Raw genomic sequence first — 17,926 nt, forward strand, 5'->3', positions numbered from 1 at the left:
TCAGTTATCCCCTATTATTCACAGCCAGCATACACCAGCGGCGGCTCAACGGCCGATCTGACCCTGATTGGTGAGGAAAGGCCAGCCCAGTGACAGATACAGGGCATCAAAGTCTCCCTCGGCAGAACCCAAACCAAGGAAAAGGGGCCCCAGTGGCGAATCGATGCCGAGGTATATACTACCGGCCCCCACCAGGTCCCCGAAATCCACCTTGGAGCGGTCGCTCCACAGTTGTCCGCCTTCGATTGAGAAACCGGCATAGACCGGTAGGTCAATGGGTAGCACCGAGTTATCAGACAGGCGTTTCTGGTATTGCACCATGGCAAATGCCATCTGGCGCCCCGAGAAGTAATTCTGCGGCAGACCGGACACATTGAAGAGCCCGCCAAGTTGATAGTAGTTCTGGGGCTCATTCGTGGCGCCCAGGCTTTGGCCCGTGCGCGCTGTAACAATCACCGTGTGGTCTTTGTCCGCACCAAAACTATAGGCCGCCTGTCCCATGGCTCGCCAACGCTGAAACGTATTGTCAGCACCCAAACCATCCTCTACCGCTTCGTACTCGGCAAACAGGAAGCCGCCCTCGGTTGGAAAAAACAGCTTGTCCAAGCCATCGTAACGTAGCGACGCATAGACACTGCCCTCGCGAAAATCTTCTTCCGGCAGATTCTCCGAACTGGAGACATCGATGCGATACTCGCCACTGGCCTGGCGAAGCCCCAGACGAAGCTGGGTACGATTTCTGATGTTGCTGCCCACGGCGGCTTCGCCCCGGTACTGCCGCACACGCCAGTTACCCAGGGTGTCACTGGGATCAAACTCGGGACCAATGGTGAACACGTCGTAGTCCACATAATCCAGCTGCGTTTCTACGAAGAAACGCTGCTCAAGATCTATGGGTTGATAAAACTGCCCGACAAGATTGATGGTATCGCCCACCTGACCCCGGGCATAAAACTCACCCCCAAGGTCGTTCAGCCCCTGCCACAAATAGCTGGTGCCCAAGTTGAACTCACTGGCGCCATCCATATCGGTGATGAGGTTAAGCCCGAATTTAAGCCGGCTTTCACTGTTGCGTTCATAGGCGTTCACGAACAAGGTGTTCTGCCCGTCCTGTTCGCGAACATCGAAATCAATGAGCTCCCAGTAATCCAGGGCATAGATACTGGCCAGGTCATCATTGAGTTGTTCACGATCGAGCAGCTCGCCGGTCTGCTGGGTGAGGCGCACCCGAATCATGTCATCTGAGACAGGACTGTTGTTATTGATTGCGATACGCTCAATCGCCAACTCGGGGGGCGCGGATAAGCGCCGTGCGGCAACAAACTCGCCCCATGTCGCTTCGCTAACTGTCAGCTCATCCAGCTCACCACCTAACTGCTTCGCTGCCTGGTAGCCGGCCTCATAAATCGCATCGGTATCTTCGAAGTCCAACATGCCGATGCCTTCCAGAGTTGGCGAGATCAACACATCGGTTTTGGACAGCGTGGATAACTGCAACTCGGAGTTTCTTCGCGTGAGGAACCCCACCATCTGGTCGGCGACTGCCACCACCGAGTCGATGCTATCGCGACTGCGCAGAGGCGTGCCAATGTCCACCACGATCAGCCGGTCTACGCCCATGGAGCGGGCGATATCAACCGGTATGTTATTGGCGATGCCACCGTCGACCAGCAGCATGCCTTCATGCTCCACCGGTGCCAAAAGTCCGGGGATTGACATACTGGCTCGCATGGCGGTGACAATGTCGCCGCGATTGAAGACATAGGCCCGGCCTGTCTCTATGTCAGTGGCTACGGCGCGATAGGGCGTGGGCAATTCGTCGAAATCATCGACATGGGCAACATCGCGCATCAGCGCTTTGATAATCTGGCGAACCTGCTGCCCCTGAATCAGCCCCAGTGGCATCGTCAACGACCCCTCACTCAGTGAGAAGCGAATACTGGTGGGGTAATCGTAATCGTCTTCTTTTCTGCGTTGGGGTTTATCGCCACGCTCCAAGCTGTCCTGAAACGCTTGACCCCAATCCATGGTTTGCACGACTTCGAGAAGCTGGTCGCTGTTCATGCCGGCAGCATACATTCCGCCCACCAGCGCTCCCATGCTGGTGCCGGCGACGGCGTGAACGGGAATCTGCATTTCCTCCAGCGCCTTGATCACACCGACATGCGCTATGCCGCGTGCACCGCCGCCCGCTAATACAAGGCCAACGCGCAGCTCGCCGTTAGTGTCAGGCACTGCAGACTCATTACCCCAGGCATTGGGGATAAGCAGCAGTAGACACAGCATGTATACACGCATGGTGGTAATCCTTGTTGAGACAGACAACATTATCCCCGAGATCGGCTAAGATGTGCGGCGAAATAATGCCGAAGCAACCGCGATGACCGAGAACGTTTTTGCCGACACCAGCCTGGACCCGCGCCTCATCAAAGCACTGGCGTCTATGGAGATCTCGGCGCCAACTGAAGTGCAAGCTAGCGTTATACCGCCGGCGCTTAATGGCGAGAACCTGCGCATCAGCGCCCAAACCGGCAGCGGCAAAACACTGGCCTATCTGCTGCCCATTGCGCAATCAATGTTGCTCACACCGCCCGGCCGCAGCGAAGCCATGATGGCGCTGGTGCTGGTGCCCACCCGCGAACTCGCGCGTCAGGTGACGAAAGTGGCCAGAGCCCTACTGAAGTTCACGTCACTGCAGGCCGACGCCATTACCGGTGGCGCTGATTTCAAATACCAGCGCGCCATGCTGCGCAAAAACCCGGAGATTGTGGTCGCGACTCCCGGACGAATCCTGGAGCACTGCCAGCGTAGAAGTACCGACCTTGCCGACCTTAGAACCCTGGTATTGGATGAAGCTGATCGCATGCTCGAGTTGGGCTTTCGCGAAGACGTACTGGAGTTGGCTGCCCTCAGCGACCAGCGGCCGCAAACCCTGATGCTATCGGCAACCCTAGGTTACCGCGGGCTGGGGGCACTTGGGCGCGCAGTGATGAGCGACGCAAAGACTCTGGAGACTACGCCACAGCGCCAAGTGCATGAAGACATCTTCCATCAGCGCATTCTTGCCGATTCCCCTGAGCACAAAGACAAACTCCTGCTCGCACTGCTGAGCACTGGCGAGAATCGCCGCTGCCTGGTGTTCGCCAACAAGCGGCGCACCGCCGATCGGCTAGCCGGGTTGCTGGCGCACCACCGAATCAAGTGCAGCGCCCTGCATGGCGAACTCTCTACGGAAGAGCGCAAAGCCGTGGTCGCGCGCTTTGCAGACAACAAACTGCAGGCGCTGTGCGCCAGCGACGTGGCAGCGCGCGGACTCGATGTTCCGGGTATAGACCTGGTCATCAATTACGACGTGCCGCACAGCGGGGACGACTACGTGCACCGTACCGGGCGCACCGGTCGCGCGGGCGCATCAGGACTGGCCATCAGCCTGGTTGACGCCAACGAGTGGAACCTGATGGCCAGCATACAGCGTTACCTGAAGACGGAATTCGAACTACGCGCCCTGCCCGGTTTGAAGGCACGTTACAGCGGGCCAAAAAAACTGAAGTCTTCGGGTAAGGCGGCCAGCAAAGGCAAGAAGAAGAGTGCTGCGCCGCGAAAGAAAGTGCGACAGCGGGATCGCAAGAACGTGGGCAAGCCAGTTCGAGCCGGCAATACCCACAACGATGGTTTTGCACCGCTGACCAAAAAGCCCAGCGGCAAGGACAAAGACTAACGACGCGCTACTTCGCGTCTTCCTTCTCCGGCGCATATCGCTCGAACCAGGCCAGTATCGATACAATCTTGGCCATTAACTGGCTGGGACGCTTTGCGATACTGTGTGACGCCCCCGGGATACGCACCATCGCGGTGTCTACACCCCGCAGGCGCAGCGCTTGGTAGTACTGTTCCGTTTCGGCGATCGGCGTGCGCAGATCGTTCTCACCCGTTAGCAGCATGGTTGGCGTGTTCACATTTCCCACCAAGGACAGTGGCGAACGCTTCCAGTAATCCTCCTGGTCCTCCCAGGGCATGGCACCAAACCAGTACTGGGTAAAGTACGGCGAGGCATCTGCGGTCAGAACAAAGCTGGTCCAGTTAATCACCGGCTTCGCCACGACTGCTGCGCGGAATCTGTCGGTATTGCCCACTATCCAGGCTGTGAGTACACCCCCGCCACTGCCGCCGGTCACATACAGCTGATCCGGGTCCACATAGCCCTGCTCAATCACTGCATCCACCGCAGTGATCAGATCATCGTAGTCTTCGCTGGGATAGTTATGGTGGATAAGGTTGGCGAATTCCTCGCCGTAACTGGTGCTACCACGGGGGTTGACGTAAAGCACCACATAGCCAGCTGCTGCGAACAGTTGAACCTCCGCCGAGAAGCGCGAGCCATAGTTAGTGTGAGGGCCACCGTGAATCTCAAGGATCAACGGATATTGCTTGTTGGGATCAAAACCGGGTGGTTTCGCTATCCAGGCCTGCACATCGCGGCCGTCTGCCGAGGACTTCAGCCATAGTTCTTCCACGGGTGCCAGCTCGCGGTGAGCCAGCAGGTTGTCGCTGACAGCGGTAATCTGGCGACGTTGGTCGCTGCCCCTGCGACCAACGCTAATGTCCGCAGGCTTCTGGGTTGTACCGGAGGTATACGCGAACACGTCGCGGCCACCCACATCGTAGCTGGCACCGGAGTATGGCCGCCCAAGCGACATTCCACCCAAGCCACGCTGGTGCTCGGTCATGCGTCCGGACAAAGAGGTAGACGCGAGAATGGTGTCGCCCTTGTCGTCGTAGATGAAGAACAGTCGCTTGCCATCGGCAGACCACTGGGGATTCTGTATGCTGCGATCCAGATCAGCCAGCAACTCCCGGCTATTGCTGCCGTCAGCGTTCATGACATACATACGAGAACGCTGGTAACCGAGGCGTTTATCGTCATAGCCCAGATACGCGATCTGTTTGCCATTGGGTGAAACACGCGCGCTGTAGTCAGGTCCCTGACGGTCTGTCAGCGCACTGATCTCACCGCCGCTTCGAGCAACACTGTAAATCTCGGAGTTACCACCCGCCATCTCCCAGTCGTCATTGCGATTACCGGAAAAATACAGGGTATCGCTGTCTGCAGACCAGGCGATACCGCCACTGTGATGAAAATCATCAGAAGTCACCTGCCGCGGCGCTCCGCCGGCGGCGGGAATGACAAACACATGCTGGAAACCGTGTTTGGTGTTGCCTGCGCCGTCGCGCCGATAGCTCATACGATCTTCAACAATGGGGGGCGGTGCCCACTCGGCCCCGGCGGGCTTGGGCGGCAGCTTGCCCATGGTCGGTGCCGGCCTGTCCACGCGCATGCCGAAGGCAATCCACTCACCATCGGGAGACCAGCTGAGCCTTGCTGGTGCTCCAGGTAGACGCGTCAGCTGTGCCGTTTTGCCACTGTCTAGCCAGTGGATAAATATCTGTGAACCGGTGTCGTCCTTATCGACATAAGCGACACGGTTGTCATCCGGAGCCATCGCTACTGTCGCGATGTTATTGGCACCGGAGGTGATCGGCCGCTGGTCTTTGCCGTCAACATCCGAGACCCACAGATTACTGCGGCCGCGATCTTTCATGATGTCCATGGTGTGCTGCAAGTACAGCACGGTGTTGCCATCCCCGCTGACCTGCGGCGAGGCTGCATAGCCCAGCCCAAATACATCTTCGGGCGCCAGTGGCGGCGGGTTCTGAGCGAGGGAAAGGCTGGAGACCGAGTAGGAAAGCAGCCCCAGCGCGATGGCTGAAGCCCGGGTGAAGCGGTTCAACATGCGTCGTCCTTGTGCGTTTGCGTTACTATTGCGAGCTGTTTTGACCCCGCGAGTATACCCGCATGACTAATCCCCTGCTCGAAGATCTGCCGCTGCCTCCCTTCAGTCAGATCGAGGCGAACTGCGCCCTACCTGCCATCGAGCAGATCATTGCGCACAACAAGACTTCCATCACCCAACTGCTGAAAAACCCGGGGGATGTATCGGTGGCCAAGCTGCTAACGCCGTTGGAGGAGCTAGACGATACGCTGGCAAAAGCCTGGTCACCCATCGGCCACCTTAACGGGGTCCTGAATTCCGAGGCCCTGCGCGATGCTTACAAAGACTGCCTGGCCCTGTTATCGGAGTACGGCACATGGACCGGACAGCACAGCGAGCTATTTGCGGCCTATCAGAAGCTGGCTGAATCGGGCGATATTGAAGATGCAGCGACTCAAATGGCGATCAACAATAGCCTGCGCGACTTTCGGCTCGCGGGCGTAGACCTTCCCGAGGCAAAGCGTCAGCGTTTTGGCGAGCTGCGCCAACGCCTTTCTAAGCTGGGTGCACAGTTCAGCGAGAACGTAATGGATGCCACCGACAACTGGCGGCGCTTGTGCAATGAGGAGGATTTAACAGGCCTACCCGAAACCGCCCTAGCCAGTGCTCGCCAGGCCGCACAGCAGTTAGAGAGCCGCAAGGGCGTTCCCGGCGAGGGTGACTACCTCGTCACCCTTGAATTTCCATCCTACCTGGCCGTGATGACCTATTGCGAGAACGCCGAGCTTCGTGAACAGATGTACACGGCATTCTCAACCCGGGCCTCAAACCAGGGACCCCATGCCGGGCGCTGGGACAATTCGCCTGTCATTGAAGAAATCCTGAACTTGCGCTTGGAAATCGCACAACTCGTCGGTTTCGCCAACTACGCCGAATACTCCCTGGCCACCAAGATGGCAGGCTCAACGGACGAGGTCCTCGAGTTTCTGGAAAAGCTGGCCGCCAGTTCGCGCAGCCAGGCCAATGAGGAGTGGGCCGCACTGGAAGCCTTCGCCGCGGAGTCGCTGGATATACGCACCTTGCAGGCCTGGGATGTGACCTTCGCCAGCGAGAAAATGAAACAGGCGATGTACCAGGTTTCGCAAGAGGAGATACGCCCTTACTTGCCGGTGGACCGTGTACTCGCAGGTTTGTTTGAGCTGGTACAGCGTCTCTACAGCATTGAAATTGCCGAGCTACACGATTTCGACACCTACCATGCGGATGTCAGATTATTCGAAGTCCGTCAGGGGAACGAGCCCCTGGCACGTTTCTATCTCGATCTCTACGCCCGCGCCAATAAACGCGGCGGCGCATGGATGGACGATTGTCGTGTCAGGCGCCTGCGCCAGCAGGGCCTGCAAATCCCGGTGGCGTACCTGGTATGTAATTTCACGGCACCGGTGGGCGAACAGCCCTCTTTGCTGACCACCACAGAGCTCACCACGCTGTTCCATGAATTTGGGCACGGTCTTCACCACATGCTCACACGGCAAACGGTTGCCGCTGTCTCGGGCATCAACGGTGTACCCTGGGATGCTGTGGAGCTACCCAGCCAATTTTTAGAGAACTGGTGCTGGGAGCCTGAGGCGCTGGCGTTCATCTCCGGACACTTTGAGACCAGCGAGCCACTGCCAGATGAATTGCTAACCCGAATGCTGGATGCACGTAACTTTCAATCCGGCATGCAAATGTTGCGACAGTTAGAGTTTGCGCTGTTCGACTTTCGCTTGCACCGCGATTGGCAGGATGGCGTGAGCGACGCGCAGGCGCTGCTGGACAGCGTCCGATCGGAGGTCGCTGTTGTCACGCCGCCCAGCTTCAACCGTTTTCAACACAGTTTCTCGCACATATTTGCGGGCGGCTATGCCGCGGGTTACTACAGCTACAAGTGGGCCGAAGTATTGTCGGCAGACGCGTACTCCCGTTTCGAAGAGGAGGGAATTTTCAATGCGACCACCGGCGCAGCCTTTCGGCGAGAGGTGCTGGAAGTTGGTGGGGCACGCGATGCCATGGAGAGCTTTATCGCCTTCCGCGGTCGCAAACCGGAAGTCACTGCATTGCTACGCCACAGCGGTATCGCAGCCTGACAATAGCCTAGTCCAGAGTGGCGAGCGCTCCTTTGACGGAGGCTCGCATATCATCAATGGAACGGACAATGGCTTCAGTGGATTCACGCTCCGACGCCATGGACGACCAGCGCCGGGACCAGGTCTCCTTCAGATCCAGCGCGGCCCGCTCCACGGGCTCATCGATGCTTTCGCTCAAATCCACGAGCAAACCCACTTTCACCCAGCCAACGCGGGGATTTCCCGCCACAGCGTCCTGGTCGTAATGCGCGGCAAAAACCAGTTGCTCCAGCTCGGCCAGCTGCAAAAGGCTTTCGAAGCTGGCCTCACGCCTGCTGCTGTTGCGTTCGGTGACTTCCAGTCGCCATACGTTATAGGTGAAACCCAGGAGAGCGAAGAGCACGCTGAATATTGCCGTGGCCTGATACCACTTCATGCGTCGCTCGACGCCCACGGTATCCATCCCGATGGTCTGTCTAGTCTTCCTTGCCCAGCCAGTTATAGGCAACGCCCGCGAGCGCTGCACCTACAATGGGCGCCACCCAGAAAGCCCACAGCTGCTGGATGGCCCAGCCACCCTCGAAAATCGCCACGCCAGTGCTTCGCGCCGGGTTTACAGAGGTGTTCGTCACTGGGATGCTGATGAGGTGAATGAGGGTCAAGCCCAAGCCGATCGCGATGGGCGCAAAGCCAGCGGGTGCTCTACCGTCTGTTGCGCCGAGAATGATCATCAGGAACATGAATGTCATCGCCACCTCACAGACCAGTGCAGCCATCAGTGTGTAATTGCCCGGTGAGTGTGCCCCGTAGCCGTTGCTCGCGAAGCCGGCGGTTTCGAAACCAGGCTGGCCCGATGCAATGACGTAGAGAATAGCTGCACCGGCAATGCCACCAGCCACCTGCGCCAGCACATAGGGCAGCAACTCGCCCGCGGGAAAGCGCCCACCAACCATCAGGCCAACGGACACGGCCGGATTGAGGTGACACCCCGAGATATGCCCTATCGCAAACGCCATAGTTAACACAGTGAGACCAAATGCCAGCGACACACCCAGTAAGCCTATGCCGACATCCGGAAACGCAGCGGCCAAAACGGCGCTACCGCAGCCACCAAGAACCAGCCAGAAGGTGCCGATAAATTCAGCACCGAGTTTTTTTGACAGGGACATACGCAGAACCCTCTTGCTCATTATTGTTGTGTTTATAGCCACCCCTGACGGTGACCCTTAGAGCATAGGCGATAGGCGGCTGCGGTCAAACGCTGGCCGGATAATAGCGGTGCAGCGCAGGCGCGCCAGCACCCGCGACTTTATGACGAGCTATGCCAGGAGGCGCAGCCCTTCTGTCCTGGGCCCGAGGCCACACAGAGTTGTAGCTCGCGGATATCCTCGCCTTCAGAGCGCTGAACCAGTTTCTGCAGCAGGTAGTGGGAGAATTCCTCAACCGTGGCATTACGGATAGGAAGTACCTGAGTATCGCAGCGCAGAAACTCCATCACCTCACCCGCAAAGATCACCCTGTAGCGATCGTCCAGCGTCTCGATAGTTTGGTAGGGGGAATTGCCGGCGAGCAGCATGTACTCGTCCAATTCATCGCACAGTGCTTTCAGACGGTTTTTGTAGACGTTGTAGTCGGCGGAGAAGCCATTGTCACCCATGGGCGCCACAATTTTCGCGGAGACCGAATAGTTGTGCCCGTGCAGGCGCTCTCGCTCAGTGGCAGAAAAAATCGTGAAATGTGCAGCAGAGAACTTGTGGCTCTCCTTATCGATGTAAAGGGTAGTTAGCTGAGTCATTCAGATCTCTGGTGGTTTGGAACGGCGCAGTGTGCGCCGTATTCAGGGTGTGCGCAATTCAGCGCCAATTCTTATACGCGAGATGTGCCGGCGGGGATTGCTTCTTGCGCTCCAGCGCCCTATCACCCAGCCAGTTGAACCATTCGGCCCAGGATGGTTGGGCCTGCTCTTCGCGCACATCCACCAGCCACTGGTCCAACTTACGCCGCATGACGGCGACAATCCCACCCGCCAGATCCAGTACCAGATCGAGTTCGGCAATACGCTTGTAGACCAACAACCCCATGGTTTCGAAGGAAGTGCAAACGGTGATTGCCGCATCCTCGTACTCGCGCCCCATTGCGCGCAATTCCTTGAGCGAAACGTTATCCGGCACATGCTGCATGCGCACAACTGCCTGGGCGAAGTCGCGGTTGTAAAAGGTCTGAGCCAGGTTGATGGCAACGGCATTACGTTGCTGCGACCGGTGGTGACGTATCTGAAACCAACCGACGATCAGGCCGGTCACGATGCTGAAGCCGCCGATAATTTCAGCCAACATAGCCCAGGTAGAAAGTGGTATTGCGCCCATATGCGGATCCTCGCATCCGTGAGGCATGAAACCAGTGTAGATCACTGGCCGTACACCCTGCTGTATTTGCAACTGGCTGCGCTATGATGCGGTCTACCGCAGTGCTGACCCGGATAATCAACGAGAGACTTCATGAAAACAGCAATCATCACCGGCGCGAGCGTTGGCATTGGCAAGGCCACGGCGCAGCAGTTCATTGCCAGCGACTATCAGGTGATTAATCTTTCCCGGCGCAGCTGCGATGTCGACGGCGTGCACAATCTGCCCTGCGACTTGATGGATTCAGCCGCTATTCAGTCCTGTGTTGATCAATTGTTGGCGTTGGCGCAAGACAGCGAATCCATCGCATTGGTCCACAATGCCAGCCAGATGCGCAAAGACTCCACCCGTGACTGCGCCGACGAAGATCTGCGATCGGTTCTAGAAACGAACGTGGTCGCTATTAACACCCTCAATCGCGGCTTACTGCCGTTGATGGGATCAGGCTCAAGTATTTTGTACGTCGGTTCAACACTGTCTGAGAAGGCAGTGCCGTCTTCGTTCAGCTACGTGCTGTCCAAGCATGCCCAACTGGGAATGATGCGCGCCACCTGCCAGGACCTGATGGGAAGCGGCATTCACACAGCGCTGATCTGCCCCGGTTTTACAGACACCGAGATGCTGCGTACTCATCTGGGAAATGATGACGCGGTTCTCCAGAGCATCGGCGGAATGAACAGCTTTTGCCGGTTAATTGAGCCTGAGGAAATCGCAGGCCTACTTCACTGGTGCCACCATAATCCAGTGATCAACGGCTCAGTGCTGCACGCCAACCTCGGACAGAAGGAAGCCTGAGGCGTGTCAGAGTTTCAGTTGTGGGAACGCAGGGAACGCGTATTTTTGGTTCTAGCGGGCATTTTCCTGGGCGCGATGACCCTGCTGAACGTTATCGGCATTACGCGTTTTATTCAGCTGGGCCCTATGGCGCTTGCCGTGGGCGTACTGCCTTACCCACTGACTTTTCTCTGCACCGACCTCATCTGTGAACTCTACGGTAAGGCCAGAGCTAACTTCCTGGTGAGCGTGGGGCTGGGTCTGAACTTTCTTATCCTTGCCGTTCTCTATTTGGGCAATGCTATTCCCTCGGTGCCACCGGAGGCCATGCCGCCCTGGCAGATCATTCAACTCAGCGAGCCTGTACCCCTGCCCAATGGCGATATCGTGGAAAACAGCATCGGACTGTATCAGCTGATTTACGCGACGACCTCAGGTGCGGTGTTCGCATCCATGCTGGCCTACATAGCGGCACAGTACTGCGATGTGCAGTTGTTTCACTTCTGGAAGCGAGTGACAAAGGGCAAGTACCTGTGGGTGCGCAATAATTTCAGTACCCTGATGAGCCAGATGGTGGATTCCGTGATGGTGATTACGGTGACTTTTGGTGCCGCCTTCCTGCGGGATGAGATCACTCTGAAGATGATGGCGGTACTGGTGGGCAGCAACTATTTATTCAAGGCAACGGTCGCCCTGGTCGACACCGGCCCGTTCTACCTGGGCGTGCATTACCTGCGTCGCTACCTTCACCTGGGGCCCAATGAACTGGCAGCCCCAGGCGCAAGAGCGCAGTAAGTTCAGCCTACAGCCGCCAGGCTAGCGCCGCGTGATGCGCGGGCCGAGGCTAGAATCTCTTCAGCCAGCTGTTCCGCAATCTCCTGCGTTTGCAGATGGCATTCATCTGCTCGGCGCAGCACTTCAGACAAGGTCGCCTCGATTCGCTGGATATGAGCCCGCTTCTGTGCTTCGGGTAAACCGATACGCTGGTGATGCACATCCACAATACCGCCTGCGTTGATCAGGAAATCTGGGCAGTACAAGATGCCACGATCCTGCAGGCTGGCGCCGTCTTCGTCGGTGGCCAACTGGTTGTTTGCCGCGCCAGCGATGATGCCAGCGCGAATGGCCGGAATACTGCGTGCATTCAGCACAGCGCCCATGGCACAGGGTGCCAGCACATCAGCCTCTATTGAAAGAATGTCATCCACATCCACGGGGATAACACCCAGATCATCCACGGCGCGCTGCAGGTTTTCGCTGCTTACGTCCGCGCCATACACTTTAGCTTTTTCAGTGACCAAATGCTTGGCCAAGTAATAGCCAACATGACCGAGGCCTTGAATCGCAACGCTGAGGCCTTCCAGACTGTCCACACCCAGACGATGCTTCACCGCTGTGCGAATGCCAAGGAACACACCGTAAGCCGTACTGGGGGATGGGTCGCCGCCGTACTCGTTATCATCCAGTCCGCTAACAAAGGCAGTACGTTCAGCCATCACACGAATGTCTGCAGGGCCCGTACCCGAATCCTCTGCAGCAACGTAGCGGCCACTCTGGCTGTCAATAAAATCACCCATAGCTTGCAGGAGCTTGCGCGATTTGTCGCTGCGCGGATCACCGATGATCACGGACTTACCGCCGCCCAGGGGCAAACCCGCTAGGGCGGATTTATAGGTCATACCTCGTGAAAGACGCAGCACGTCGTGCAGAGCTTCCTCGTCGCTGGCATAGGGGTACATACGACAACCGCCAACGCCAGCACCGAGGGTGCTGTCGTGTACGGCAATAATTGCGCGCAGTCCCGAGGACTTATCTTCGCAGAACGACACCAGTTCATGACCATCAAAGGCCGGCGCAGAAAATACACTCATCTCAAGGTCCTCCGGGGGTTAACCGTCTATGCGGCTTCAACAATCTTGACTGCGCTTGCATCGGTCTCGCCGCGCAGTTCTCGTAATAACTTTTCCTGCTGCACGAGTAGGTTCTCGCGGTTACGATCCTTCACATGGCCAAAGCCGCGCAGCTTGCGTGGCAGCGCCGCAAGCGCCGCTGCTGCATCGTAGTTAGTTCCATTGAGCTCAGCGCTGACAACGTCCAGTAGCTGTTCGTAGTCGGAGATATCGGCGCGTTCCTGTCGACGCTCTTCCGTGTAGCCAAAGAGGTCAAGGCGCGTGCCGCGCAGCGACTTGAACTTCGCTAACCAGTGGAATGCGGTCTCCATCCACGGACCGAACTCCTGTTTGATCAGGTTACCGGTGTCTGGATCGCGTTTGCTGAACAAGGGTGGTGCAAGGTTGAACCGCAACTCGTAGTCGCCCTCGAACTGCTCAGCCAACTTGGCCCTGAACGCCGGATCGCTGTAGAGGCGAGCGACTTCATACTCGTCCTTGTACGCCATGAGCTTGAAGAGGTTGCGTGCCGCTGCGTGAGAGATACTGCCTGGCTGTTCGGCGCGGGAATCCGCTGCACGGACCCGCTCGATAACTGCCTGGTAGCGCTCTGCGTAAGCGCTGTCCTGGTACTCCGTCAGACGCTGAACGCGATCCTGAATCACCTCGGCCAGGGATTTCTCTACGCGAGGCTGGGCTTCGGCGATCAGCGCCAGCACTCTCTCCGGCTGATGCGCGCAGCGGCGTCCCCACAGGAAGGCCTTCTTGTTGAATTCGATCGCGACACCGTTCAGTTCGATCGCCTGTTCCAATGCTGCCGCAGAAACGGGCACCAGACCCTGCTGCCAGGCATAGCCCAAAAGGAACAGATTGCCGCCGATAGAATCGCCCAGCAGCTGCGTGGCTATGCGCGTCGCGTCAATGAAGTGACTGCCCTGCTCGCCCACTTCGGCCGTGATTTTGTCTTTCATGGCCTGCGTTGGAAACGCGGCGTCCGGATCAAGAATAAAGGATGCCGTGGGCACCTCAGCATCGTTAACGACTGACCAGGTGCGCCCCTGCGCCACCTTACCCATGGCTTCATAGGTGCTGGTCACGACCAGGTCGCAGCCCAGCAGTAAATCTGCCTCGCCTGCGGGAATTCGAACTGCGCGAATGTCATCCTGCTCTTTACCCACACGCACATGGCTGACCACGGCACCGAATTTTTGCGCCAAGCCGGTCTGGTTCATGGTCGCACAGCCCTTGCCTTCGATGTGGGCGGCCATGGCCACCAGCGCTGTGATCGTCAAAACGCCGGTACCGCCTACACCCGTCACCACGGTGTTCCAGGGGCGTTCCAAATCCGGCAGCGTGGGCTCCGGCAGCGGGTCGAACACTATCGATGTGTCACCCGAGCTAGATACTGGCTTGCGTAGTTTGCCGCCCACAACGGTGACGAAGCTGGGGCAAAAACCTTTGGCACAGCTGTAATCCTTGTTACAGGCGCTCTGGTCGATCTTGCGCTTGCGTCCCAGCTCCGTCTCTTTGGGCAATACCGAAAGGCAATTGGATTTCAGACTGCAGTCTCCGCAACCCTCACAAACCTCATCATTTATAAATAGGCGCTTGGCGGGATCATCCATGAGCCCCTTCTTACGACGACGGCGCTTCTCGGCGGCACAGGTCTGTTGGTAGACAATCACCGAGGTTCCCTTGTACTCGCGCAACGACTTCTGCAATGCATCCATCTCATCCCGATGATGCAATGAATAGCCCGGTACGCCATGGAATTGACCGCGCCACTGACCGGGATCATCGCTGACCAGCGCAATGCGTCGTACGCCTTCGCCGCGCACTTGGTAGATCAAGTCCTCAACACTCAGCGAACCATCGATGGGCTGTCCGCCTGTCATGGCCACCGCGTCGTTGTAGAGAATCTTGTAAGTGATGTTCACACCTGAGGAAACCGCGGCACGAATCGCCAGAATGCCCGAGTGGAAGTAGGTGCCATCGCCCAGGTTCTGGAATACATGACCCGTATCCGTGAAGGGTGCCTGACCAATCCAAGTGGCGCCCTCTCCACCCATCTGGGTGAAGGTGTGGGTTTCACGGTCGGGCATCCAGGTGGCCATGTAGTGACAACCAATGCCGCCGAGGGCATGACTGCCCTCAGGCACGCGGGTGGAGGTATTGTGGGGACAGCCAGAACAGAAATGCGGCGTGCGTTCGATACTCTCCCTTGGCTGCGCCAGCGAGGCTTCTTTTTGCTCGATCCAGCCAATGCGCCTGTCCATAGTCTCTGACTGGTAGAAGCGCTTCACCCGGCTGGCAATGGCCAGCGCAATCATGGCCGGTGTCAGCTCACCCAGGTTGGGCAACAGATCCCGGCCTTCTTCATCAAACTCGCCAAAAACGCGCGGGCGAGCGGCCACAGGGTAGTTATACAACTGACCCGTGAGCTGGTCTTCAATGATGGAACGTTTTTCCTCGACGACCAGAATCTCTTCAAGCCCATCGGCAAATTCGTGGGTGGTTCTGGGTTCCAGCGGCCAGGGCATACCGACTTTATAGACGCGTAGGCCAATCTCGGCGGCCACAGCCTCATCAATGCCCATGTCCTCCAGCGCCTGCATCACGTCGAGGTAGGCCTTGCCAGAGGTAATGATGCCAAAGCGGGCGTTGGGACTGTCCAGCACAATACGATTAAGTCCGTTCACGCGGGCGAACTCGCGAGCGGCATAGATCTTGTACTTGTTGAGGCGAAGTTCCTGCTCCAGTGGCTTGTCCGGCCAGCGACCGTGGACACCATCGGCGGGCAGCTCAAACGCCTCGGGAATGACAATGTCGATGCGGGTGGGGTCGATATCGGCAGAGATAGCGGAATCCATGTTCTCTGTGATCGCCTTCATAGCGACCCAACAACCGCTGTAGCGCGACAGTTCCCAACCATAAACGCCCAGGTCCAAAACCTCCTGAACGTTCGCTGGGGCCAACACAGGTACAGAGGCCCCTATGAACATGTGCTCGGACTGATGCGGCAACGTTGACGATTTACAGGCGTGATCGTCACCGGCAATCGCAAGCACGCCACCGTAACGGGAGGTACCGAAAGCGTTGGCGTGTTTGATCACATCCATGCTCCGATCGACACCAGGGCCCTTGCCGTACCACATTCCAAAGACACCATCGTATTTGGCGCCGGAAAACAGGTTGGTCTGTTGACTGCCCCAAACGGCCGTTGCTGCCAGGTCTTCGTTAACCCCCGGCTGGAAATGAATGTTGTGCTGATCGAGCCAGGGCTTGGCTTTCCACATGGCCTGATCGACGCCACCTACGGGGGAGCCACGATAGCCTGAGATGAAACCGGCAGTGTTCAAGCCGCGGTGCAGATCACGTTGATGCTGCAGCATGGGCAGTCGTACCAGCGCCTCGATGCCGGTCATGTAGGCGCGCGTTGTATCCAGTGCGTATTTATCGTCCAGGGACACTTTGCGAATCGCTGTTGAATGATCCTTACCCACGCGCTCTCTCCTCTGTGCAACCAGACGTCTATTCAGGTGACTATTTTCTCGCAGAATATGGGTATTTATTATGTCAATTACGCAGTAGTCGGCGCGATATTGGTATAATCTATTCTCTATAAAGTGCTATTAGGGATAATTATGTCGATTAATCTGGACGCACAGGATGTCGCCATTCTCAGACTGCTGCAGCGCGACGCCAGTCTCAGTTCCACCGCCATTGCCGAACGGCTGAATATGTCCCAGTCGCCCTGCTGGCGGCGCATCAATCGGTTGCAACAGGAGGGGCTGATTCAGCGGGAAGTCGCGCTACTGGACCGGCGAGGTTTGGGCATGGACGTGGTTGTCTTTGCCACTATCAACCTCACTTCCACGGGGCGGCAGAATCTCATGGCCTTTGAGCAGGAAATCGTGCAGCACACCGAGGTGATGGAGTGCTATACCATGACAGGTATCTGGGACTACATGCTGAAAATAGTGACCCGAGATATCCGCCACTACGAGGAGTTCGTACGCAATACACTCACAGCCAGCCCGGAGATCCGTGAGCTGCACTCACACATGGCAGTGACGGAAATTAAGAACTCCACAGAACTCCCATTGGATACGCAGCTGCTATAAGTGTAGCGCGCTCATGAGGTAACACATGCGAAACCTGACGGTCGCTTTTGCACAGACGGAATTGCAATGGGAACAGCCCGCCGACAATAGGCAGCAGTTCGAACAACTACTGATTCCGGTGGCGTCCGATTGCGATTTGCTGGTACTGCCAGAGATGTTTACAACGGGCTTTTCCATGAATGCCCTTGCCAATGCGGAAACCCCCGGTGGCCCCACTGAGCGCTGGATGCAGAAGCTGGCCGCAGACAACGATTGCGCGGTAGCAGGCAGCATTGCCGTCACTGTGGGCAGTGATGACGAACCGGCAGTCTACAACCGACTGCTGTTCGTCACCCCGGAGGAAACCGCTGTCTACGACAAGCGGCACCTATTCCGTATGGCCGGTGAGCACAAGCGCTATGCGCCAGGCATTGAGCGTAAGGTCGTTCACTGGCGTGACTGGCGCATCAAACTGGAAGTCTGTTACGACCTACGCTTCCCAGTGTTCAGCCGCAATAGGGACGATTATGACCTATTAGTGAATGTAGCGAACTGGCCTGCACCGCGCGCCACGCACTGGCGCTGCCTGTTGCAGGCTCGCGCTATTGAGAACCAGGCCTGCGTGGTCGGAGTGAACCGCATTGGCGAGGACGCTAACGGCCTTAGCTACCAGGGAGATAGCCTGGTGTTCAACGGTCGGGGTCAGGCTCTTGTGGACGCGCAAGATAAGGCGGGCGTTTTCTCGACCACACTGGACGCACAGGCGCTACTCGCTTACCGCGAGAATTTCCCCTGCCATCAGGATGCCGACGCCTTCTCGCTGGATCTTGCCTGAGTAACACGGGGGCGACGCGCCCCTCCCCCGCACTGGTCAGC

Annotated in this window: 14 protein-coding genes; 6 read left to right on the top strand and 8 right to left on the bottom strand. The window is 57.5% G+C overall.

Annotated elements, in window-relative coordinates; all coding sequences use genetic code 11:
- Nucleotides 1-45 precede the first annotated feature (45 nt).
- Complete coding sequence (locus IE089_RS08510) at nucleotides 46-2,298, bottom strand: patatin-like phospholipase family protein (RefSeq protein ID WP_189477147.1); 2,253 nt, start codon at nucleotides 2,296-2,298, stop codon at nucleotides 46-48.
- An 82-nt stretch (nucleotides 2,299-2,380) separates the two neighbouring features.
- On the opposite strand from IE089_RS08510, the gene IE089_RS08515 reads away from it, so the two are divergent.
- Nucleotides 2,381-3,718, top strand: coding sequence for a DEAD/DEAH box helicase (locus IE089_RS08515; RefSeq protein ID WP_189477149.1), 1,338 nt, complete (start codon nucleotides 2,381-2,383; stop codon nucleotides 3,716-3,718).
- A gap of 7 nt (nucleotides 3,719-3,725) precedes the next feature.
- On the opposite strand, the gene IE089_RS08520 is transcribed toward IE089_RS08515, so the two are convergent.
- Nucleotides 3,726-5,792, bottom strand: coding sequence for a S9 family peptidase (locus IE089_RS08520; RefSeq protein WP_189477151.1), 2,067 nt, complete (start codon nucleotides 5,790-5,792; stop codon nucleotides 3,726-3,728).
- Nucleotides 5,793-5,854: 62 nt separating this feature from the next.
- Here IE089_RS08520 and IE089_RS08525 point away from each other — a divergent pair, with 62 nt between their 5' ends.
- The gene (locus IE089_RS08525; RefSeq protein WP_189477153.1) at nucleotides 5,855-7,900 is read left to right on the top strand and encodes a M3 family metallopeptidase; all 2,046 of its coding nucleotides are present in this window, start codon (nucleotides 5,855-5,857) and stop codon (nucleotides 7,898-7,900) included.
- Between the two features lie 7 nt (nucleotides 7,901-7,907).
- On the opposite strand, the gene IE089_RS08530 is transcribed toward IE089_RS08525, so the two are convergent.
- The 4 genes from IE089_RS08530 to IE089_RS08545 form a co-directional block, all read right to left on the bottom strand.
- On the bottom strand, nucleotides 7,908-8,342 hold the full coding sequence (locus IE089_RS08530) for a hypothetical protein (RefSeq protein ID WP_189477155.1): 435 nt from the start codon (nucleotides 8,340-8,342) through the stop codon (nucleotides 7,908-7,910).
- Nucleotides 8,343-8,355: 13 nt separating this feature from the next.
- Nucleotides 8,356-9,048 carry an aquaporin Z gene (aqpZ, locus tag IE089_RS08535; protein ID WP_189477156.1) on the bottom strand — a complete coding sequence of 231 codons (693 nt, stop codon included), beginning with the start codon at nucleotides 9,046-9,048 and terminating at the stop codon, nucleotides 8,356-8,358.
- A gap of 140 nt (nucleotides 9,049-9,188) precedes the next feature.
- Complete coding sequence (locus IE089_RS08540; protein ID WP_189477160.1) at nucleotides 9,189-9,674, bottom strand: 6-pyruvoyl trahydropterin synthase family protein; 486 nt, start codon at nucleotides 9,672-9,674, stop codon at nucleotides 9,189-9,191.
- Between the two features lie 58 nt (nucleotides 9,675-9,732).
- Nucleotides 9,733-10,245 (bottom strand): DUF4760 domain-containing protein, encoded by a 513-nt coding sequence (locus IE089_RS08545; RefSeq protein WP_189477162.1) that lies wholly within the window; start codon nucleotides 10,243-10,245, stop codon nucleotides 9,733-9,735.
- Between the two features lie 132 nt (nucleotides 10,246-10,377).
- Here IE089_RS08545 and IE089_RS08550 point away from each other — a divergent pair, with 132 nt between their 5' ends.
- Both IE089_RS08550 and IE089_RS08555 read left to right on the top strand, forming a co-directional pair.
- Nucleotides 10,378-11,079 carry an SDR family NAD(P)-dependent oxidoreductase gene (locus IE089_RS08550; protein WP_189477165.1) on the top strand — a complete coding sequence of 234 codons (702 nt, stop codon included), beginning with the start codon at nucleotides 10,378-10,380 and terminating at the stop codon, nucleotides 11,077-11,079.
- 3 nt (nucleotides 11,080-11,082) lie between these two features.
- Nucleotides 11,083-11,853: a queuosine precursor transporter gene (locus IE089_RS08555; protein WP_229802653.1), complete on the top strand. Its 771-nt coding sequence runs from the start codon at nucleotides 11,083-11,085 to the stop codon at nucleotides 11,851-11,853.
- 2 nt (nucleotides 11,854-11,855) lie between these two features.
- Here the strand turns inward: IE089_RS08555 and IE089_RS08560 are convergent, their stop codons facing one another.
- Both IE089_RS08560 and IE089_RS08565 read right to left on the bottom strand, forming a co-directional pair.
- Entirely contained in the window at nucleotides 11,856-12,929 is a 1,074-nt protein-coding gene (locus IE089_RS08560; RefSeq protein ID WP_189477167.1) for a Glu/Leu/Phe/Val family dehydrogenase, read from the bottom strand.
- Nucleotides 12,930-12,955: 26 nt separating this feature from the next.
- Nucleotides 12,956-16,450 carry an indolepyruvate ferredoxin oxidoreductase family protein gene (locus tag IE089_RS08565; RefSeq protein WP_189477169.1) on the bottom strand — a complete coding sequence of 1,165 codons (3,495 nt, stop codon included), beginning with the start codon at nucleotides 16,448-16,450 and terminating at the stop codon, nucleotides 12,956-12,958.
- A gap of 141 nt (nucleotides 16,451-16,591) precedes the next feature.
- On the opposite strand from IE089_RS08565, the gene IE089_RS08570 reads away from it, so the two are divergent.
- Together IE089_RS08570 and IE089_RS08575 are read left to right on the top strand one after the other, a co-directional pair.
- Nucleotides 16,592-17,071: an Lrp/AsnC family transcriptional regulator gene (locus IE089_RS08570; protein WP_189477171.1), complete on the top strand. Its 480-nt coding sequence runs from the start codon at nucleotides 16,592-16,594 to the stop codon at nucleotides 17,069-17,071.
- A gap of 25 nt (nucleotides 17,072-17,096) precedes the next feature.
- Nucleotides 17,097-17,885, top strand: coding sequence for an amidohydrolase (locus IE089_RS08575; RefSeq protein ID WP_189477173.1), 789 nt, complete (start codon nucleotides 17,097-17,099; stop codon nucleotides 17,883-17,885).
- Nucleotides 17,886-17,926 lie beyond the last annotated feature (41 nt).

The sequence above is a fragment of the Parahalioglobus pacificus genome, from assembly GCF_014652275.1.
GTDB classification, from domain to species: Bacteria; Pseudomonadota; Gammaproteobacteria; order Pseudomonadales; family Halieaceae; genus Parahalioglobus; species Parahalioglobus pacificus.

What these genes read in the sequence shown, in the direction of transcription:
- IE089_RS08570 (WP_189477171.1), top strand. Translation starts at nt 16,592, where the DNA reads ATGTCGATTAATCTGGACGCACAGGATGTCGCCATTCTCAGACTGCTG.
- IE089_RS08560 (WP_189477167.1), bottom strand. Translation starts at nt 12,929, where the DNA reads ATGAGTGTATTTTCTGCGCCGGCCTTTGATGGTCATGAACTGGTGTCG.
- IE089_RS08530 (WP_189477155.1), bottom strand. Translation starts at nt 8,342, where the DNA reads ATGGATACCGTGGGCGTCGAGCGACGCATGAAGTGGTATCAGGCCACG.
- IE089_RS08520 (WP_189477151.1), bottom strand. Translation starts at nt 5,792, where the DNA reads ATGTTGAACCGCTTCACCCGGGCTTCAGCCATCGCGCTGGGGCTGCTT.
- IE089_RS08545 (WP_189477162.1), bottom strand. Translation starts at nt 10,245, where the DNA reads ATGGGCGCAATACCACTTTCTACCTGGGCTATGTTGGCTGAAATTATC.
- IE089_RS08525 (WP_189477153.1), top strand. Translation starts at nt 5,855, where the DNA reads ATGACTAATCCCCTGCTCGAAGATCTGCCGCTGCCTCCCTTCAGTCAG.
- IE089_RS08540 (WP_189477160.1), bottom strand. Translation starts at nt 9,674, where the DNA reads ATGACTCAGCTAACTACCCTTTACATCGATAAGGAGAGCCACAAGTTC.
- IE089_RS08510 (WP_189477147.1), bottom strand. Translation starts at nt 2,298, where the DNA reads ATGCGTGTATACATGCTGTGTCTACTGCTGCTTATCCCCAATGCCTGG.
- IE089_RS08550 (WP_189477165.1), top strand. Translation starts at nt 10,378, where the DNA reads ATGAAAACAGCAATCATCACCGGCGCGAGCGTTGGCATTGGCAAGGCC.
- aqpZ (WP_189477156.1), bottom strand. Translation starts at nt 9,048, where the DNA reads ATGTCCCTGTCAAAAAAACTCGGTGCTGAATTTATCGGCACCTTCTGG.
- IE089_RS08575 (WP_189477173.1), top strand. Translation starts at nt 17,097, where the DNA reads ATGCGAAACCTGACGGTCGCTTTTGCACAGACGGAATTGCAATGGGAA.
- IE089_RS08515 (WP_189477149.1), top strand. Translation starts at nt 2,381, where the DNA reads ATGACCGAGAACGTTTTTGCCGACACCAGCCTGGACCCGCGCCTCATC.